Here is a 15,734-nt window from a genome sequence, read left to right as displayed (position 1 = left end):
CGTCCTGTGTTTTCTATGTGGTTGTTTGAATTGTTATTTTCTTGAATTTCCTTACCTCTCTTATGAGCATGACAACAGCCACGATGAAGGCGAGTCCATCGCTCACGGGGAAGGCATAAAGCACACCGTCCACGGGGTTGTCCGTCATGATTCGAGGCAGTATGTATATGGCTGGTAAGATAAAGATGAGTTGTCGTGTGAGTGACAGGAAAATGCTGATGGTAGGTTTTCCGAGACTCTGGAAGAATGCCGTGGCGATGATGCAGAGTCCCACGAGGGGGAATAACATGCAGAGTATCCGCATGGCATGTGCCGACATTTCTATGAGTTTTGGTTCGTCTTTGGCAAACATGGCGCAGAAAGGCTCAGCAAAGAACATCGCCACGATGAAGCCTATCAATGTGAAAGCCGTGCCGAAAATGAGCGACTTGTTGAGCACTTCGATTACGCGGTTGTATTTCTTTGCGCCGTAGTTGTAGCCCGCTATGGGTTGCATACCTTGATTAAGACCAATGACGAACATGACGATAAACATAAGCAACCTGTTGGCAATGCCGAAAGCCCCTACTGCATAGTCGCCGCCGTAGTGGGTAAGGCTTCTCGTCATAAATACGCTCACAAGGCATGCGCAGAGGTTAATCAGGAAAGGCGACATACCTATGCTGAGCGACTGTGAAATGATTTTTCTGTCGGCTTTGAGGTATTGCCTTTGTATGTGGATCATGTCGTTCTTGTTAGAGAACAGCCAGAATTGCCAGAGTAGCATAATAAACTGCGCCATTACCGTTGCAGTCGCTGCGCCCTGTATGCCCCAGTTGAAGACGAAGATGAAAAGTGGGGCAAGAATGCAGTTGAGAATGACTGTCCCAAATGTGGCATACATCGCTATTTCCGGTCGGTTCGTGGAGCGCAGGAGCGCGTTAAGCCCGAGGTAGAGGTGTGTCACGACGTTGCCTATGAGAATGACAGTCATAAAGTCGTATGCAGGTCCGATGGTCATGTCGCTTGCACCAAAGAAACGCAGAATAGGTTTGATGAAAGCCCAAAGCAAGCCACCGAGGATAAGCCCCATTGCCACATTCATGACCAGTACGTTGCCGAGTATCTTCTTGGCGGTTTCGTATTCCTTTTGTCCGAGCCGTACAGACATGAGCGTACTTCCACCTACACCCACCATAGCGCCGAATGCTGCGGTGAGCGACATGACGGGCATGGTGAGGCCGAGGGCGATGATGGCTTCAGGTCCTACACCTTGTCCTATGAAAATGCCGTCGATAATGTTGTATATGGAAGCAGCCGCCATCGCTACGATGGCAGGAGTGGCATATTGCCACAGTAATTTGCCTATGGGCTTCTCGCCTAATATAAGGAATTTATCAGACTCTTTCGACATTTCTTTATATTTAATGCGAAGTTACACAATATTGGGAATAATTGCTCTTAACCGTCGCATTTTATTGTCTTTGGCAAAAATTATTCCTCATGCACTGACGAATCATGCGAGAGTTCTATGTCGCGCGCCATGTAGGTCTGGTTGCCGGCTACGTCGGTAACATAAACCATCAGGTGATAGTGTCCGGGTGTGGCATTTTCGGGGATTACGATGTCGCGGTGCTCGACTTTGGCGTTTCTCACACCGCCGAGTTCATACGACTTGTTGAAAGTGAAATACACTGGGTTTTCTTGCAGTTTCGGCGCACCGTGGGTGTGTCCGTTCGTGGCATTGTGTATCTCCAGTTTGTACGACTTCAGGGCTGTGTCGTCGCTGAATTCTGCCTTGAAGAGTACACCGTCCTCGTCGCCGATGAGAAGTGTGGCGTCTTCTTCTGGTGCTATGACGTTGATGGTTGGTCTGGTGGTGTCGCCGTCGTCGCCGCCGCACGATGTGGTGCCAAAAGTCAGGAAGGAAAGGATTACAGGAAAGATAACGTGCTTGATATTCATTGTTTTCATTGTTGTATTATTTTGTTGTTATTGAAAAGGGTATTTTTACTGTTAAGGAGAAGTTGCGGCCGGGCTCCGGTATTTCCACCTTGCGGTAGAAACTCAGGTGGTTGTAGTACTTCTTGTCGAATACGTTATGCACTTTCAGTGATATGTGTGCCGAGGTGCCCAGTATGTGCAGACAGGCATTGGCGCTGAGGTGGAGCAGGGTAGCGCCCGGTGTCTTGTCTTCGTTCTGTGCGATGTGGTTCTGTCTTGCAATGGTTTGCAGTTCAGCACTGATGGCAAACTCCCGTTCTTCCCAGGAAAGCGTGTTGCGCAGGGTGGTGGGGGGAGAGAAGGCGAGTGCTGTCTTGGCGTCGTTGTTCCTTGTGTGGACATATTCTCCGCTGAATTCGTATCTCAGGTTTTTCCAGAGATTGACCTTTGCAGAGAGTTCGCCGCCAATGAATGTGGCGGAGGCCTCCTTGTAGCGGTAGATTTGTCCGGCATCGGGCAGCAAGGACCATTCGCCCGTAGGTTGCAGGAAAATGTAATTGTCGAAAAGACTGACGAAGGGCGATGCAGAGATGAGTATAGGGCCCAAAGAAAGAGAGTATTCTGCATCGAATTGCCAGCCGTGCTCTGAAGAGAGATTGTTGTCGCCCTGCTCGTGGCGGAATGTGCCGTGGTGCACGCCGTTGGCAGCCAATTCGTTGGCGCCGGGCAGTCGGAAACTGCGCCCCACATTTATTTTCAGGAGGTGAATCGGTGAAGGTTGCCAAACAAGCCCCATCGCTCCGCTGACATCGCTGAAACTGCGGCTGACACGTCGCGACGACCATCTGTTCTCTTCTACAACGTCGTCCGTATAGCCTTGTTCCCGTAGATAGTCGGCGAGATAGACGTTGTCGTAGGGCTTTGCAGAAATGTGCCCCCAGTCGTATCGCAAACCGCAGGTAAGCGTGATTTTTTCGGAGGGTTTCCATTCTCCCAGCCAGAATAGGCCTGCCGTTTTGCGGTTGTATTCCGGCAGTAGGAAACCATAGCCGCCAATAGTGTTGTCTTGGTATTGCCCGCCTGTGCCGACGGTCTGGGAAAATGTTTCTGTTGTTTGCCATTTCAGGGCAGCGTTGGCAGACAGGGTGTGGAGGTTGAACATCAGTTCCTTGTCCGGGTCCTTGTAGGGTGCAGCCTGGGTGCCGTAGTGGGTATGGAATGCACTCCATTCCTCGCGGTGGTTGTGTTGCCAGCCAAGGTCGGCAAAGAGCGCAAATTTACTCCATTTCACTTCTTGGTGCGTCTGCACTTTCAGGTGGTTCACCTTGCTGTATGGCAGTTCTATGTTGTAGCGTTTGCCGTCGTCGATAAGTGAGGCAATGTTGGGCACACCATGGGCACCGGCGAAGAAACCGCTCTTCTGAAAGGCATTGCTCACCATAAGGTTGCCTTCGTAATTGCCTTTCTTGTAGCCTGCGAAAATGCTTGCATCGCGCTCAAATCCTGCCGTGTTTTTCAGTCGCCTGTGCGTGATGGGCAACTTCTGTGTAAGATAGAGCACGGTGTCGGTAGGCACGCGGTAGTCGCCGAAGTGCTGTTCGGTATATCTGCCCTGCACGAGCCATGCGTCCTTGCGGAAGCCCAAAAGCAGCGAACCGCCTAATGAGCCGTTCACAGTCTTGCCGAGGAGCGAAAGTTCGCCGAACACTTTGTTCTCCGTGGGATATTTTGGTTGTTTGATGTCGATAACACCACCCATGGCATCACTGCCGTAAATCAGGGATGCGGGTCCTTTCAGTACGTTCACTGCCGACACATTGAAGGCATCGATTTCCAAACCATGATCGGCGCCCCACTGTTGTCCTTCCTGTTTCACTCCGCTTTCTGCCACGGCGATGCGGTTGAAGCCCAGACCACGTATCATAGGTTTGGAAAAGCCCGAGCCGATGTCCATGGATTGCACACCTGGCACGTGCTCCAGCGCTTGCACGATGTTACCGGTGAAATGTGTATCGAGGAAGTCCTGACTGACCGAAACGGCTGTGAGGCTCGTACTCTTCGAGAGTCGGGCCTGGCGGCTGCCGAATACCACTGCCCGCTGCCGCACTTCAGTCGTGTCAATCTGCCCCACTGCCGGCAAGGCATAGGCAAGCAACAGACATATTGCTGCTATATGCGATGAGATTTTTATTGTTTTTATCACCTTGTTTGCTTTTGAGTTATTATTACGCCAAAATGGCAACTGCCGTGAGATAAGGCTGTTGCTCTGTGAAATAGCGCAGAAAAAGATTTTGGGGGGATTAAGCCAACAAGGCAGGTGGCCCGCGGTGTGGCACGGTGTACGTCAGCAACTGCAAACGTGTACGGCGCACAGCGGATTTCAAGAAATATACAAAGCGCTGACAAGGAACGAACAGCAACACAGTCGCTACGACATACGGCAACGACGACATCTCGCACAGCAGACAGGGATGCCCCGTCATGCCGAGATGCCCTTCATGCAGGTGCGTCGGAGCGTGCTGCACACAGGCATTGCACTCGGTGTGCGAAAAGCGTGTCTCTTCGTAAGTGTGGAACGCCATCAGCGCCCGGGTAACGATAAAAACCGCCAGCAACAACCAAGCAAACCATCTGCGCCGTATGTCAATACTGTTTCGTCTCATGCGTTCAGAATCAGGGCAAAGGTAGTAAAACTATGTGAGTTGGAAGATAGCAGGTGGTGAAAAAGTTTTTGCGTCCGTACAGGACTGCTTTATCAATGAATAATCTGATAGTTTTACAAAGTGTTTGCAGACATTAAGAAAAGCGATTTTTAGTGTTTGAAAACATTCTATTTTTAAAATTTAGTGTTTGGAAACACTTTTTTTTATAAAATTTAATGTTTGGAAACATTTTTTTTATCTTTACAGCCGAATAACAGTTAAAGCTTAAAGTATGGAAGAACAGATAGGCTATTTTATTACTATTATGGATGTTTGGGCTTTCCTATTGACAGATCTATAAGCAGAGAATGGCAGGTGGAGAGTCTTGTGTATCTTTCAACCTGTGATATTAAGCCTATGGCGCAGTATAGTTGATAGTTGAACAGTCGTAAAATTATCTTGTCGTAAATGTTTTTTTATTGTAAAAATGCGTCATATTCCGTTTTTTTCTTAAATTTGTGGCATCAACTATTTTAATGAACCAACCTTATTAACAAACAATCAAACATCATGAACTACAAAATTATTGACATTGAGGGGATCGGCGCTGTTTATGCTGAGAAACTCACCGCAGCAGGCATTAACACTACAGAGGAACTGCTTGAAAAATGTGCAAAACCTGCCGGCAGAAAGGCTCTGGAAGAGGCTACAGGCATCAGCGGTAAACTTATCCTGACTTGGACTAACCATGCCGACCTGATGAGAATAGACGGTGTAGGTCCACAGTTCTCCGAACTGCTTGAGGCAGCAGGTGTTGATACCGTAAAAGAACTCCGGAACCGCGTGCCAGCCAACCTGCAACCCAAACTCGAGGAGGTGAATGCCAAGAAGAACCTCGTGAACCGCGTTCCTGCACTCAAGGAAGTAGAGAAGATGGTGGCTCAGGCTAAGGAACTGCCCGCAGTAATGGAGTATTAATCCCAAACAGGTAACATCGTCAATTATGAAGCGGTTTTTTCTGCTGCTTGCCCTGCTTACCATAGCAGTGGGCATCAACGCACAGTCGCTCAGCGTGTACGTGAGCGATGACTCCGGCTCAAGTACGAATATACGTAATTCGCCCAAGGGAAAGGTGGTTCACCGCATACCACAAAGCACCATTGCCATGCTTGAAGTGGAAGAGCCCCGGAATGGGTGGTGGCGCATCTGCGACAACTCGTACTTCTCTGTGGCAGATGGGTATGAGGGCCTTTCGAAACTCACCGGCTCCCGCACCGGCTACTGGATACACTCTTCGGTGATAGTCGTAGGAACACGCAACTATGGCGGTGAGATGCTCTATCTCTACCAACAGCCGAACACCAAAAGCAAGAAGGTGTACACCATCAAGGAAGAGATGACCCTCCATCCGCTTGAAGTACGAGGTGGCTGGGTGAAGTGTACCACTTCTGATGGCAAACAGGTAGGCTGGATACAGGCAGAATGGCTCTGTGGAAATGCACTGACCAATTGTTGCTGAGCCTTCCTTGGACAGAACACCAATCGGGGTATTCCTTTTCGGAATATCCCGTTTTTATTGTTTTACATACAACTACGTTAACTAAATCTTTAGATAAGTGCTTGCGAAATCAAATATTATGGTAATTTTGCGTAGAAGTTGTGCATGTAGGTGATTTTAGTTGATTTTAGTTGATGTTAATGTTACTGTACATTGCTAAAAATCAACGATGTGTACATTAAAATCTTATAAACTTTAATTCTGTCAAAGGGTTTTATTATGAGTAGCAATGAAGTTTTAAATTATTATCCACTAATAAAAATGGATAAAGCTCTAGTCTATCTTCAAGGTTTAACTGGTTTTAATGATTTAGTTGATAGTTTTTCTAAAATGAATGATAAACAGAGAGCAGATTTTAAATACCCTAGTTATGTATCAGAGACGATGAATAAATTTAAAAGTGGAGACAGAAGATATAATAAGAATTCAGATTATTATAGAAATCTTAATACTATAGTCACCGCTATCAATATTCTAAAAGCTTGTGCTAATCTAAACATGGCGATTATAAGTATGAGTGATAAATATAAGACAAAAAATATATCTTATCATTACTTGTATGCTCAATCGTTTAGTTCATATGCAAATGAAGATGTTTTGAGAATAAAAAAAGCAGCCATTGAAGCAAAGAATAGGATTAATTGTTTTAGTAAAAAATATACAATTCAGGGCTTTGAAGAAAGTTGTATAAATACAGTAAAATATGGTGTTTATGCAATATGTAATAAGTTCATGGTAGAGACAAGGACAATTACACAAAGAACAACAGAAGTAGGTACTAATATTATAATGTCAATAATAGGTTTTGTGGTTTTTTGTCTTGCTTTTTGGGTGTTAGCCAAATGTGCGTCAGGACACTAATATCGTTTAGCGGTTTTTAACTTTTTTATGATTTTCAAAAACTATTTAATTTTACATGCTTTTTTGCAGAAAGAACAATAACAACTAAAATCAATACCATCAATGACAAAGAAAAGGTTTATCGGCGAGAATCCGCGTATCGGTATTCGCCCAGTGATTGACGGTCGCCAGAATGGCGTTCGTGAGAGTTTGGAAGACCAGACGATGGACATGGCAAAGAATGTTGCTGCCCTGTTTTCTTCAGAACTGAAGTACAGCGACGGCACCCCCGTGGAGTGTGTCATTGCCGACGGCACCATCGGTCGTGTGGCAGAGGCTGCTGCTTGCAGCGAGAAGTTCAGGAACAACAACGTGGGTGTGGTGGTCAGCGTAACGCCATGCTGGTGCTATGTGAGCGAAGTGATTCACTACGACGGCGAGGTGCCGCAAGCCATCTGGGGCTTCAATGGAACCGAGCGCCCGGGTGCTGTGTATCTTGCCGCAGCGCTTGCAGCGCATACGCAGAAAGGTATGCCTGCTTTCGGCATTTATGGCCACCACGTGCAGGATGCCGACGACAAGACTATTCCTGAAGATGTGCGAGAGAAACTGCTCCGCTTCGCGCGTGCCGGTATAGCCGTGGCACAGATGAAGGGCAAGAGTTACCTGAGCATCGGTAACGTGGCAATGGGTATAGCCGGGTCTATTGTTGACCCCAATTTCTTCCAGGAATACCTCGGTATGCGAAACGAACAGGTGGATATGACAGAAATTATCCGCCGTGTGAACGAGGGCATCTACGACAAGGAAGAATACGAGAAGGCAATGGCATGGACACGCGCCAACTGTATGCCCAACGAGGGCGAAGACTTCAACCGTCCTGAAAAGGTGAAGACGCGCGAAGAGAAGGATGCCGACTGGGAATACGTGGTGAAGATGCGTCTCATCTTCGAGGACCTTATGACGGGCAATCCCAAACTCCGCGAGTTGGGCTTCAAGGAAGAAGCACTCGGCCACAACGCTATCTGCGGCGGTTTCCAGGGACAGCGCCAGTGGACCGACCACATGCCTAACGGCGACTTCCCCGAAGCACTGATGAACACTTCCTTCAACTGGAACGGTCCGCAGGAACCCTTTGCTTTCGCTACGGAGAACGATGCCTGCAATGGCGTAACCATGCTCTTCGGAAAACTGCTGACCAACCGTGCCGTTATCTTTGCAGATATACGCACCTACTGGAGCCCGGAGAGTGTGCTGCGCGTAACGGGACAGCCTCTTGAGGGCGGTGCTGCAAAGGGTATCATCCACCTCATCAATTCCGGTTCATGTTCGCTCGACGCAGCAGGTCAGATGACCAATGCAGAAGGCAAGCCCGAAATGAAACACTTCTGGGACGTGAACGAAGACGATATCAAGGCTACACTCGGTGCTACAACCTGGTATCCCGCCAACCGCGACTATTTCCGTGGAGGTGGCTATTCGTCCAACTTCCTTTCGAAGGGCGGTATGCCTTGCACGATGATGCGTCTGAACCTCGTAAAAGGTCTTGGTCCTGTGCTCCAACTGGCAGAAGGCTACACCGTGGACATCACTCCCGAACAGCATAAGGTGCTCAACGAACGCACAGACAAGACATGGCCCACAACGTGGTTCGCGCCTCGTGTAACAGGCAAGGGTGCCTTCAAGGATGTTTATAGCGTGATGGATAATTGGGGTGCTAACCATGGTGCAATAGCATACGGCCACATCGGTGCCGACCTTATCACGCTCGCTTCCATGCTTCGTATCCCTGTTTGCATGCACAATGTGGAAGAAGACACCATCTTCCGTCCTAGCGCATGGCGTGCGTTCGGCATGGAACCCGAAGGCAGCGATTTCCGTGCTTGCAAGAACTTCGGTCCACTCTACAAATAACCCATTTAACTTCAATAACTTCGATAACTTCAAGCAATTAGAATAAGTATAAGTAATGAACATCAGTAAAGAACAAATCAGTGCATTCGTGGCTGCGGCCCGCAAGGTCGGTGATCATGGTCTGACACGTTGCTCGAGCGGCAACCTCTCGTGGCGCGTAGGCGATGTGGCGCTCGTTTCTGCCACAGGGTCGTGGATTCCGGAACTGCGTGAAGACCAAGTGGCGATTTGCGACATTGAGACAGGACAGTCGCTCAACGGTGTGCGTCCGTCGATGGAGAGTGGCTTCCACCTCACAATTCTGAAAAACAGGCCCGATGTGAATGTGGTGCTTCATTGCCAAAGCATTTGTGCCACAACTATTGCCTGCATGGATCCCAAACCAGAGAATCTGAACGTGACGGCAGAACTACCATGCCATGTGGGCAAGGAAGTGCCTGTCATCCCTTATTATCGTCCAGGCTCGCCCGAATTGGCTCATGCCGTTGTGGAAGCCATGAAAGACCATGATTCTGTGCTCCTCGCTAAGCATGGACAGGTATTTGTAGGTAAGGATTTCAATGCGGCAATAGAGAAGGCAGAGTTCCTTGAAATGGCTTGCGAGATAGTCCTTCGCAGCGGTTTCCGTCATACCGTGCTCACGCCGGAAGAAGTGGCAGACATCGAACACACGTTCCTGGGAAAGTAACCATCATAATGCGTATTTTTACATGAAATATATTGCAGCAGATTTCGGTGCAGGAAGCGGGCGTGTCATTGTGGGAGAAAGCACGCCTTCGGGCATCGCGCTTACAGAAGTGCATCGCTTCCCCAACCGTCAGATAACACTCGGCGGAACAGTCCACTGGGATTTCCTTGCCTTGTTTGAAGAACTCAAGACAGGGCTGAAAAAGGCATTCTCAAAGTATGACGATATTGTTTCCATAGGTATCGACACTTGGGGTGTGGACTTCGGACTGATTGACCGCAACGGCTCGCTCCTTGCCAATCCTGTGTGCTACCGCGACGCTCGTACCGCAGGCATGCTTGACAAGGCTTTCCAATCCATTCCGAAAGAAGAATTCTTTGCCTTGACTGGCAATCAGTTCATGGAAATCAACACCGTTTTCCAACTTTTGGCGATGAAGGAACGTGGCGATGTGGCGCTCGAAGTGGCGGACAAATTGCTGTTCATGCCCGACCTATTCAACTACTACCTCTGCGGCGTGGCGGCGAACGAATACACCATCGCCACGACATCGCAGATGCTTAATCCTTCCACGCAGGAATGGGACGCAGAGGTGTTCAGTCGCCTTGGACTGCCTATTGGCATCATGCAAAGGATTGCGCCAGCCGGAACCATTCTCGGCGAACTCCTGCCCGATGTGGCAGAAGAAGTAGGTGCTCCTGCGGGGATAAAGGTCGTTACCGTGGGCAGTCACGACACAGCAAGCGCCATAGCCTCCATATCGCCCGAAGTGTCCGACGGCTGGGCTTTCATCTCTAGTGGTACATGGTCGCTTATGGGCATCGACACACCGTCGCCAATCGTTACACCTGACGCCCTGGCATCCGATTTCACCAACGAAGGCATTACCAACGGACACATCAGTTTCCTGCGCAACATCACGGGGCTTTGGCTCCTCCAGAACCTGGAACAGGAATGGAAGGCAGCAGGTGAGGATTATACCTACACATCGCTCATTGCCGATGCGGAAAAGAGTACAGTGGACAGCATTGTGGACGTGGATGCACCGTGTTTCTCCAAACCGCGCAGCATGTCGGTAGCCATTCGTGATTATTGCAAAAATGGCGGAATGCAGGTACCCGAAACCAAGGGCGACTTCATGCGTGTTGTCTGCATGTCGCTCGCAGCGAAGTATGCCGATGTCAAGACAAAGTTGGAGCAATGCAGCGGACAGACAATAGATACCATCTATGTGGTGGGCGGCGGTTCGCAGAATGTCTTGCTCAATCGTTTGACAGCAGAAAAGACTGGTTGCCGTGTGGTGCCTTGTGAAAAGGAAGCAACAGCCATCGGTAACATCATGGTGCAAATGTCAATACAAAACAATTCAACTTTCTGAAGTTATCGAAGTTATCGAAGTTAAAGAAGTTAATGACGATACTTTGGAACGATAAATAAAATCAGCATAAGGTAACGTCGTTAGCTTCGAGCGAAGCGATAACTTCATTAACTACGTTAACTTCAAGCAAATGGGACTTACTTGAACAGAATTAAAACAGAAATATTACATTTTTTGCATGGAAAATAATCTTCAAAACGGAGGCATCAGGCAAAAACTCGTTGAGAAAAAATATCTCAAGACGTTTATTCTGATAACCTCCCTCTTCGCCCTGTGGGGTTTTGCAAACGACATTACCAACCCCATGGTGGCGGCATTTCAAACTGTGATGGAACTCTCTGCCACGAAGGCCTCGATGGTTCAGTTCGCTTTCTATGGCGGCTATGCCACCATGGCTGTGCCGGCAGCGCTTTTCATTCGCAAATACAGTTACAAGAGCGGTATCGTGCTCGGACTTTCGCTTTATGCCACCGGTGCATTCCTGTTCATTCCCGCAGCGGCATACCAGGAATTCACCTTCTTCTGCCTCTCGCTCTACATCCTAACTTTCGGACTTGCCTTTCTCGAGACGACAGCCAATCCGTTCATTCTTTCACTCGGTTCGAAAGAGACCTCTACACGACGGCTCAATCTCGCGCAGTCGTTCAACCCGATGGGTTCTATCATCGGCATGAGCGTGGCATCGTTCATAGTGCTGCCCCAGTTGATTTCCGACCGCAGGAATGCAGCAGGTGAGATTATCTTCCCGTCGCTCTCCGACGCTGAGAAGGCAGGCATCCGCTTGCACGACCTTGCCATCATCCGCGACCCATACGTAGCCATCGGTCTCGTGGTAGTGGCATTGCTCGTCATAATCATCCTGACCAAGATGCCGCAGACCAACATTCAGGGCGAGAAGATAAGCAACGCGCAGACATTGAAAAACCTTGTATCCAACAAGATTTATCGTGAAGGTGTCATCACCCAGATGTTCTATGTGGCAGCGCAAATCATGGTGTGGACATTCATCATCCAGTATGCAGACAACATAGGTATCAACAAGGCAACAGCACAGATGTATAATATCGCTGCCATGGCAATGTTTATCACAGGGCGCTTTATCAGTACATTCCTGATGAAGTATGTGAATTCCAGTTTGCTGCTGGCATGTTTTGCCATAGGGGCTGGTTGTGCTTCGCTCGGCGCTATTCTCATAGAAGGTATTGTTGGTCTTTACTGCCTCGTTTGCATCAGTATCTTCATGTCGCTGATGTTCCCCACCATCTATGGCATTGCGCTTGAGAATGTGGACAGCAAAGACACCACACTCGGTGCGGCTTTCCTCGTGATGGCAATCGTGGGCGGTGCGCTCATGCCGCCACTCCAGGGCATGATTATTGACCGGAAGGAGATAGCCGGCATGGCTGCAGTGAACGTGTCGTTTGTGCTTCCGCTCATCTGCTTCGTTATCGTCATGATCTACGGACTGCGCACCTATTTCTTCCGCAAGAAATTGGCTGCAGGTTAACGTTGGTTTCAGAACAAAACAAAAGGGCGGGTCATAATCGTTTTTATGATCCGCTCTTTAATATAGTGGGGTAATGTTATGCCTTAGAAGCCGCCCCTGCCTCCGCCGAAGCCACCGCCTCCTCCGAAGCCGCCACCTCCACCAGGTCTGCCACCTCCTCTGCCACCTGGAGGAGGACCATCGCCTGGGCGTCGACCGCTTGGTCCGTTCCTTTGTTGGAGCTGTTTGTCTCTGCTTGTGCCGCCGAAGATGTTGAGTTTGTAGGTGAAACTTACCATGAAGTAAGAGTTGATGGCATTAGTTTCTCTGTCGGTTCGGCTTGTGGCTGAAATGCTGCGACTGATGTTGCTCTGTCTTTGCAAGATGTCATTCCATTGGAGTCTTATGGTGGCTGCCTTGTTGCTGAGGAAGCTGTATGAAAGTTGTGCGTTCCAGAGGAGTTCGTTGGTGTTCATTTCCTTAGATGAATAGCCGCGACGCGAACTCATTCGAATATCTGTGGAGAATGAAATACCGATGTTTGTATGGAGATTACCATTTAGTCCGTAGCTGAACTGCCAAGTGTCCAATTTGTTGTTTGAGGTCAATGTGCTGCGTACGTTCTGATATCTTATATTTCCGTTAGCGCCTATGTCAAAATATGTGTGCTTGTAGGTTAGCGTCAATGCTTCGTTTAATGTGAATGTACGAGTATTCCCCTTTGTACTAGTGCTGGTGGCTCTATCGAATATTTCTTGATAGTTTGTGGTTTCAGCATCCATTAGGCGTGGTGTGTACACGGCATCATAGAGCATGGGTGTGTTGTTCCCTGATCTGTATGTACTCATATAACCCACTTGTCGTTGGAACCCGAAGTCGGTGTATGTGGTTACATTAAATAGTTTTTGAGCATCAATTGGCGTGTTGAACATGAAGTTCCCATTGATATTCCAGTTTCCGTTGATGTTGTCTGGTCTTGTGTAGCGCACACCTGTTGCTTCATCATAGACGGTGCGACTGCTGATGGAGTTGAGCGTTTGGTTGAAACTTAATCGCGCGTTGATGCCTTGCTGCCGGTCTGTGTTGTAGCCACGATAGTTGGCATTGAAAGAATTTGCCCATGAAGGCTTCAGATTGGGGTTACCTCCTGATATGCTGAGAGGATTAGAGTCGTCCCATACATCAAGTAAGTTGGTCATAGATGGTTGTGAAGCCTGTCCGCGGAATCGGAATTCAAGGTTGTTTGTTCGCGAGAAACTATAGCGGAAGTTGAATTCGGGCGACACGTTGAAAACGTCGCGTGTGACCACGGTGTCAAGCAGTGCGGGGCGGTTGTAGTCCATCTTTGTGTGCTGTGGGTTAAGCGATACACCGATGTTAGTGCGTATTTTTTCACCATTATAGCGTATGCCGAGTGTAATGTTGTGGTTAGAATAGTGGTATTTGGCATACTGACTGTTTCTTTCGTCGCGTATGGCAGAGAGTATTTCAGCGTCGGTGGGTGCTGAGCCGAAATTTTCTAATGCCCAGTCGAATGAATTGTATCTGTAAGTTGTATCATCCATTTCGTGTAGGGCATAGCGTTGACGTTCTCCGTCGGTGAATCGATGAGAATATTGATAGCGTGCTTCTGCAAACCATTTCTTTCCGAGCGGTTCTACATAGCCTAAACGCACATTATAATTCCAATTTTTTGAGGGATTATAAGAATAGATGTTTTGGAATGTGGTCCTATCTTGCTGGAAGTAGTCAATGTTTGAAATAGAGAAAGAGCGACTTTTGCTGTTACCAAATCCTCCGTTGAGGCTGATATTGAAGTTACGCCCATTTTTTCCTATTCTGCGTGTCATGTTGAGTCGGGCGTTAGTACTAAAGCTATGGCTCTTACTTTTGCTATAATTCGTGTTGCGGTTTACAGTCATGGCACGTAGCGCGGGCATTACGTTTGTGGCAAATATACTATCAAGCACATCGCCTGTACTGACAATGTTTTCAAGTGTGAAGGGGTCGTCGTTGAATGTGGCGCTGAGACTAGTACCGTTGCTTCGGCTGTTGGAGTAGGACATGGTGGGTTCAAATGAGATGGCTGTCATCGAGTCGGGGCTCCAATCCAGTTCTAAGTTTGCATTTAAGTTTGTATTAGACCCGAATGTTTGGCTTTGGCTTACTCCGAAGGATTGTACAGAACTTGTTGAACCTGTTGAGAGGAAACTTTCAGAAGCTGTTCTGGAATATACGTCTGTGCTGCGGTGGTTGAAGCGGATGTCGCCTTCGATTTCAAAGCGTCCTGGCGCAAATCGTTTTTTGCCGTTGTCCCACTCTGCGCTGAAATTAATGCTCTTTGAAGCAGTTAATCCGTTTGAGCCTCCAAATCCTCGGGGTCCTCCAAATCCTCGGTCGCTGACATTGTTGGCAGCCGCCATAAGGGAGATGTGGCTCTTGTCAGTAAAACGAGAGATGAAGAGTTGTGCACTGTAGCGGTGTTCTGTACCGTAGCCTCCCGTGATGTTGGTTATCCATGATTGGTTGAGCTCGCGCTTGGTCGAAATGTCCATCACGGTAACTTCCTCTCCATCGTCAATACCTGTCTGCTGTGTATAGTCGCTCTTTCGGTCGTATGCCTTTATTTTGCTAACGAGGTCAGTCGGTAGATTCTTCATTGCCACATCGGTGTTACCTTTGAAGAAGTTTTTGCCGTTGATGAGGAATTCCGATACGGTTTTCCCGTTCCATGTGATGGTACCTTCGTCGCTCACTTGCACTCCGGGCAACTGCTTGATGAGTGCTTCAAGAGTGGAACCTTCCGGCACACGATAGGCTGAAGCGTTGTACACTGTTGTGTCCTCCACCTGCTGCACCTTTGCCACTGTGGCTGTAACGATGGCGCGGTTGCCTGTGCTGTTTTTTGAACCAAGGAGGACGGTGTCGAGGTTAACGACTTCTTTGTTTTCTTCCACATTGAAAGTGGCAGAGAATGTGGAATAGCCGATGTAAGAAATGCGTAGTTTGTACATTCCTGGCTCTTTGACAGGGATGGTGAACACACCTTTTTCGTCGGTGTTTGCCCTTCCCACAATGGCTGTGTCGCGCATGATGGCAGTTACGGCATATTCCAAAGGCTCGCCTTCATCAGCGTCGAATACTGTACCGGTTACGGTGATTTGCGCCTGTGAGGTCAGTGCGGTGATGAAAACGAGTGCTAAAAAGAAGAGTTTCCTTCTCATAAGTATGTAAGTTTTTTATTTATTTCAGCAAAGAGACATAGACTTTATATACACATATAGTGAAAACTTGCAGCATTACTG

General features: G+C 48.2%; 12 protein-coding genes. 8 read left to right on the top strand and 4 right to left on the bottom strand.

The annotated features are described in order from the left end of the window. Nucleotides 1-13: 13 nt before the first annotated feature. The 3 genes from C7Y71_RS05610 to C7Y71_RS05600 all read right to left on the bottom strand — a co-directional run bounded on the left by C7Y71_RS05610 (nt 14) and on the right by C7Y71_RS05600 (nt 4,123). Entirely contained in the window at nt 14-1,393 is a 1,380-nt protein-coding gene (locus tag C7Y71_RS05610) for an MATE family efflux transporter (protein ID WP_111897402.1), read from the bottom strand. An 80-nt stretch (nt 1,394-1,473) separates the two neighbouring features. Continuing rightward, nucleotides 1,474-1,944 (bottom strand): DUF4625 domain-containing protein, encoded by a 471-nt coding sequence (locus C7Y71_RS05605; protein WP_394366623.1) that lies wholly within the window; start codon nt 1,942-1,944, stop codon nt 1,474-1,476. 16 nt (nt 1,945-1,960) lie between these two features. Then, a complete protein-coding gene (locus tag C7Y71_RS05600; RefSeq protein ID WP_394366622.1) occupies nt 1,961-4,123 on the bottom strand; it encodes a TonB-dependent receptor in 2,163 nt (720 codons plus the stop codon). 91 nt (nt 4,124-4,214) lie between these two features. On the opposite strand from C7Y71_RS05600, the gene C7Y71_RS05595 reads away from it, so the two are divergent. The 8 genes from C7Y71_RS05595 to fucP all read left to right on the top strand — a co-directional run bounded on the left by C7Y71_RS05595 (nt 4,215) and on the right by fucP (nt 12,450). Continuing rightward, entirely contained in the window at nt 4,215-4,646 is a 432-nt protein-coding gene (locus C7Y71_RS05595) for a hypothetical protein (RefSeq protein ID WP_146739324.1), read from the top strand. A gap of 489 nt (nt 4,647-5,135) precedes the next feature. Continuing rightward, the gene (locus tag C7Y71_RS05590) at nt 5,136-5,543 is read left to right on the top strand and encodes a DUF4332 domain-containing protein (RefSeq protein WP_111897398.1); all 408 of its coding nucleotides are present in this window, start codon (nt 5,136-5,138) and stop codon (nt 5,541-5,543) included. A gap of 25 nt (nt 5,544-5,568) precedes the next feature. Continuing rightward, nucleotides 5,569-6,084 (top strand): SH3 domain-containing protein, encoded by a 516-nt coding sequence (locus C7Y71_RS05585; protein WP_111897397.1) that lies wholly within the window; start codon nt 5,569-5,571, stop codon nt 6,082-6,084. A 300-nt stretch (nt 6,085-6,384) separates the two neighbouring features. Continuing rightward, nucleotides 6,385-6,984 carry a hypothetical protein gene (locus tag C7Y71_RS05580; RefSeq protein WP_111897396.1) on the top strand — a complete coding sequence of 200 codons (600 nt, stop codon included), beginning with the start codon at nt 6,385-6,387 and terminating at the stop codon, nt 6,982-6,984. Nucleotides 6,985-7,086: 102 nt separating this feature from the next. Next, on the top strand, nt 7,087-8,877 hold the full coding sequence (locus tag C7Y71_RS05575; RefSeq protein ID WP_394366618.1) for an L-fucose isomerase: 1,791 nt from the start codon (nt 7,087-7,089) through the stop codon (nt 8,875-8,877). A 55-nt stretch (nt 8,878-8,932) separates the two neighbouring features. Beyond that, nucleotides 8,933-9,565 (top strand): class II aldolase/adducin family protein, encoded by a 633-nt coding sequence (locus tag C7Y71_RS05570; RefSeq protein ID WP_111897395.1) that lies wholly within the window; start codon nt 8,933-8,935, stop codon nt 9,563-9,565. Nucleotides 9,566-9,587: 22 nt separating this feature from the next. Then, nucleotides 9,588-10,943 (top strand): rhamnulokinase, encoded by a 1,356-nt coding sequence (locus tag C7Y71_RS05565; RefSeq protein WP_111897394.1) that lies wholly within the window; start codon nt 9,588-9,590, stop codon nt 10,941-10,943. Nucleotides 10,944-11,121: 178 nt separating this feature from the next. Continuing rightward, entirely contained in the window at nt 11,122-12,450 is a 1,329-nt protein-coding gene (fucP, locus tag C7Y71_RS05560) for an L-fucose:H+ symporter permease (protein ID WP_226943579.1), read from the top strand. Between the two features lie 83 nt (nt 12,451-12,533). On the opposite strand, the gene C7Y71_RS05555 is transcribed toward fucP, so the two are convergent. After that, nucleotides 12,534-15,653 carry a TonB-dependent receptor gene (locus tag C7Y71_RS05555; protein WP_111897393.1) on the bottom strand — a complete coding sequence of 1,040 codons (3,120 nt, stop codon included), beginning with the start codon at nt 15,651-15,653 and terminating at the stop codon, nt 12,534-12,536. Nucleotides 15,654-15,734 lie beyond the last annotated feature (81 nt).

Source organism: Pseudoprevotella muciniphila, assembly GCF_003265305.2.
GTDB lineage: Bacteria > Bacteroidota > Bacteroidia > Bacteroidales > Bacteroidaceae > Alloprevotella > Alloprevotella muciniphila.
This window is presented reverse-complemented; position numbering and strand designations above follow the sequence as displayed.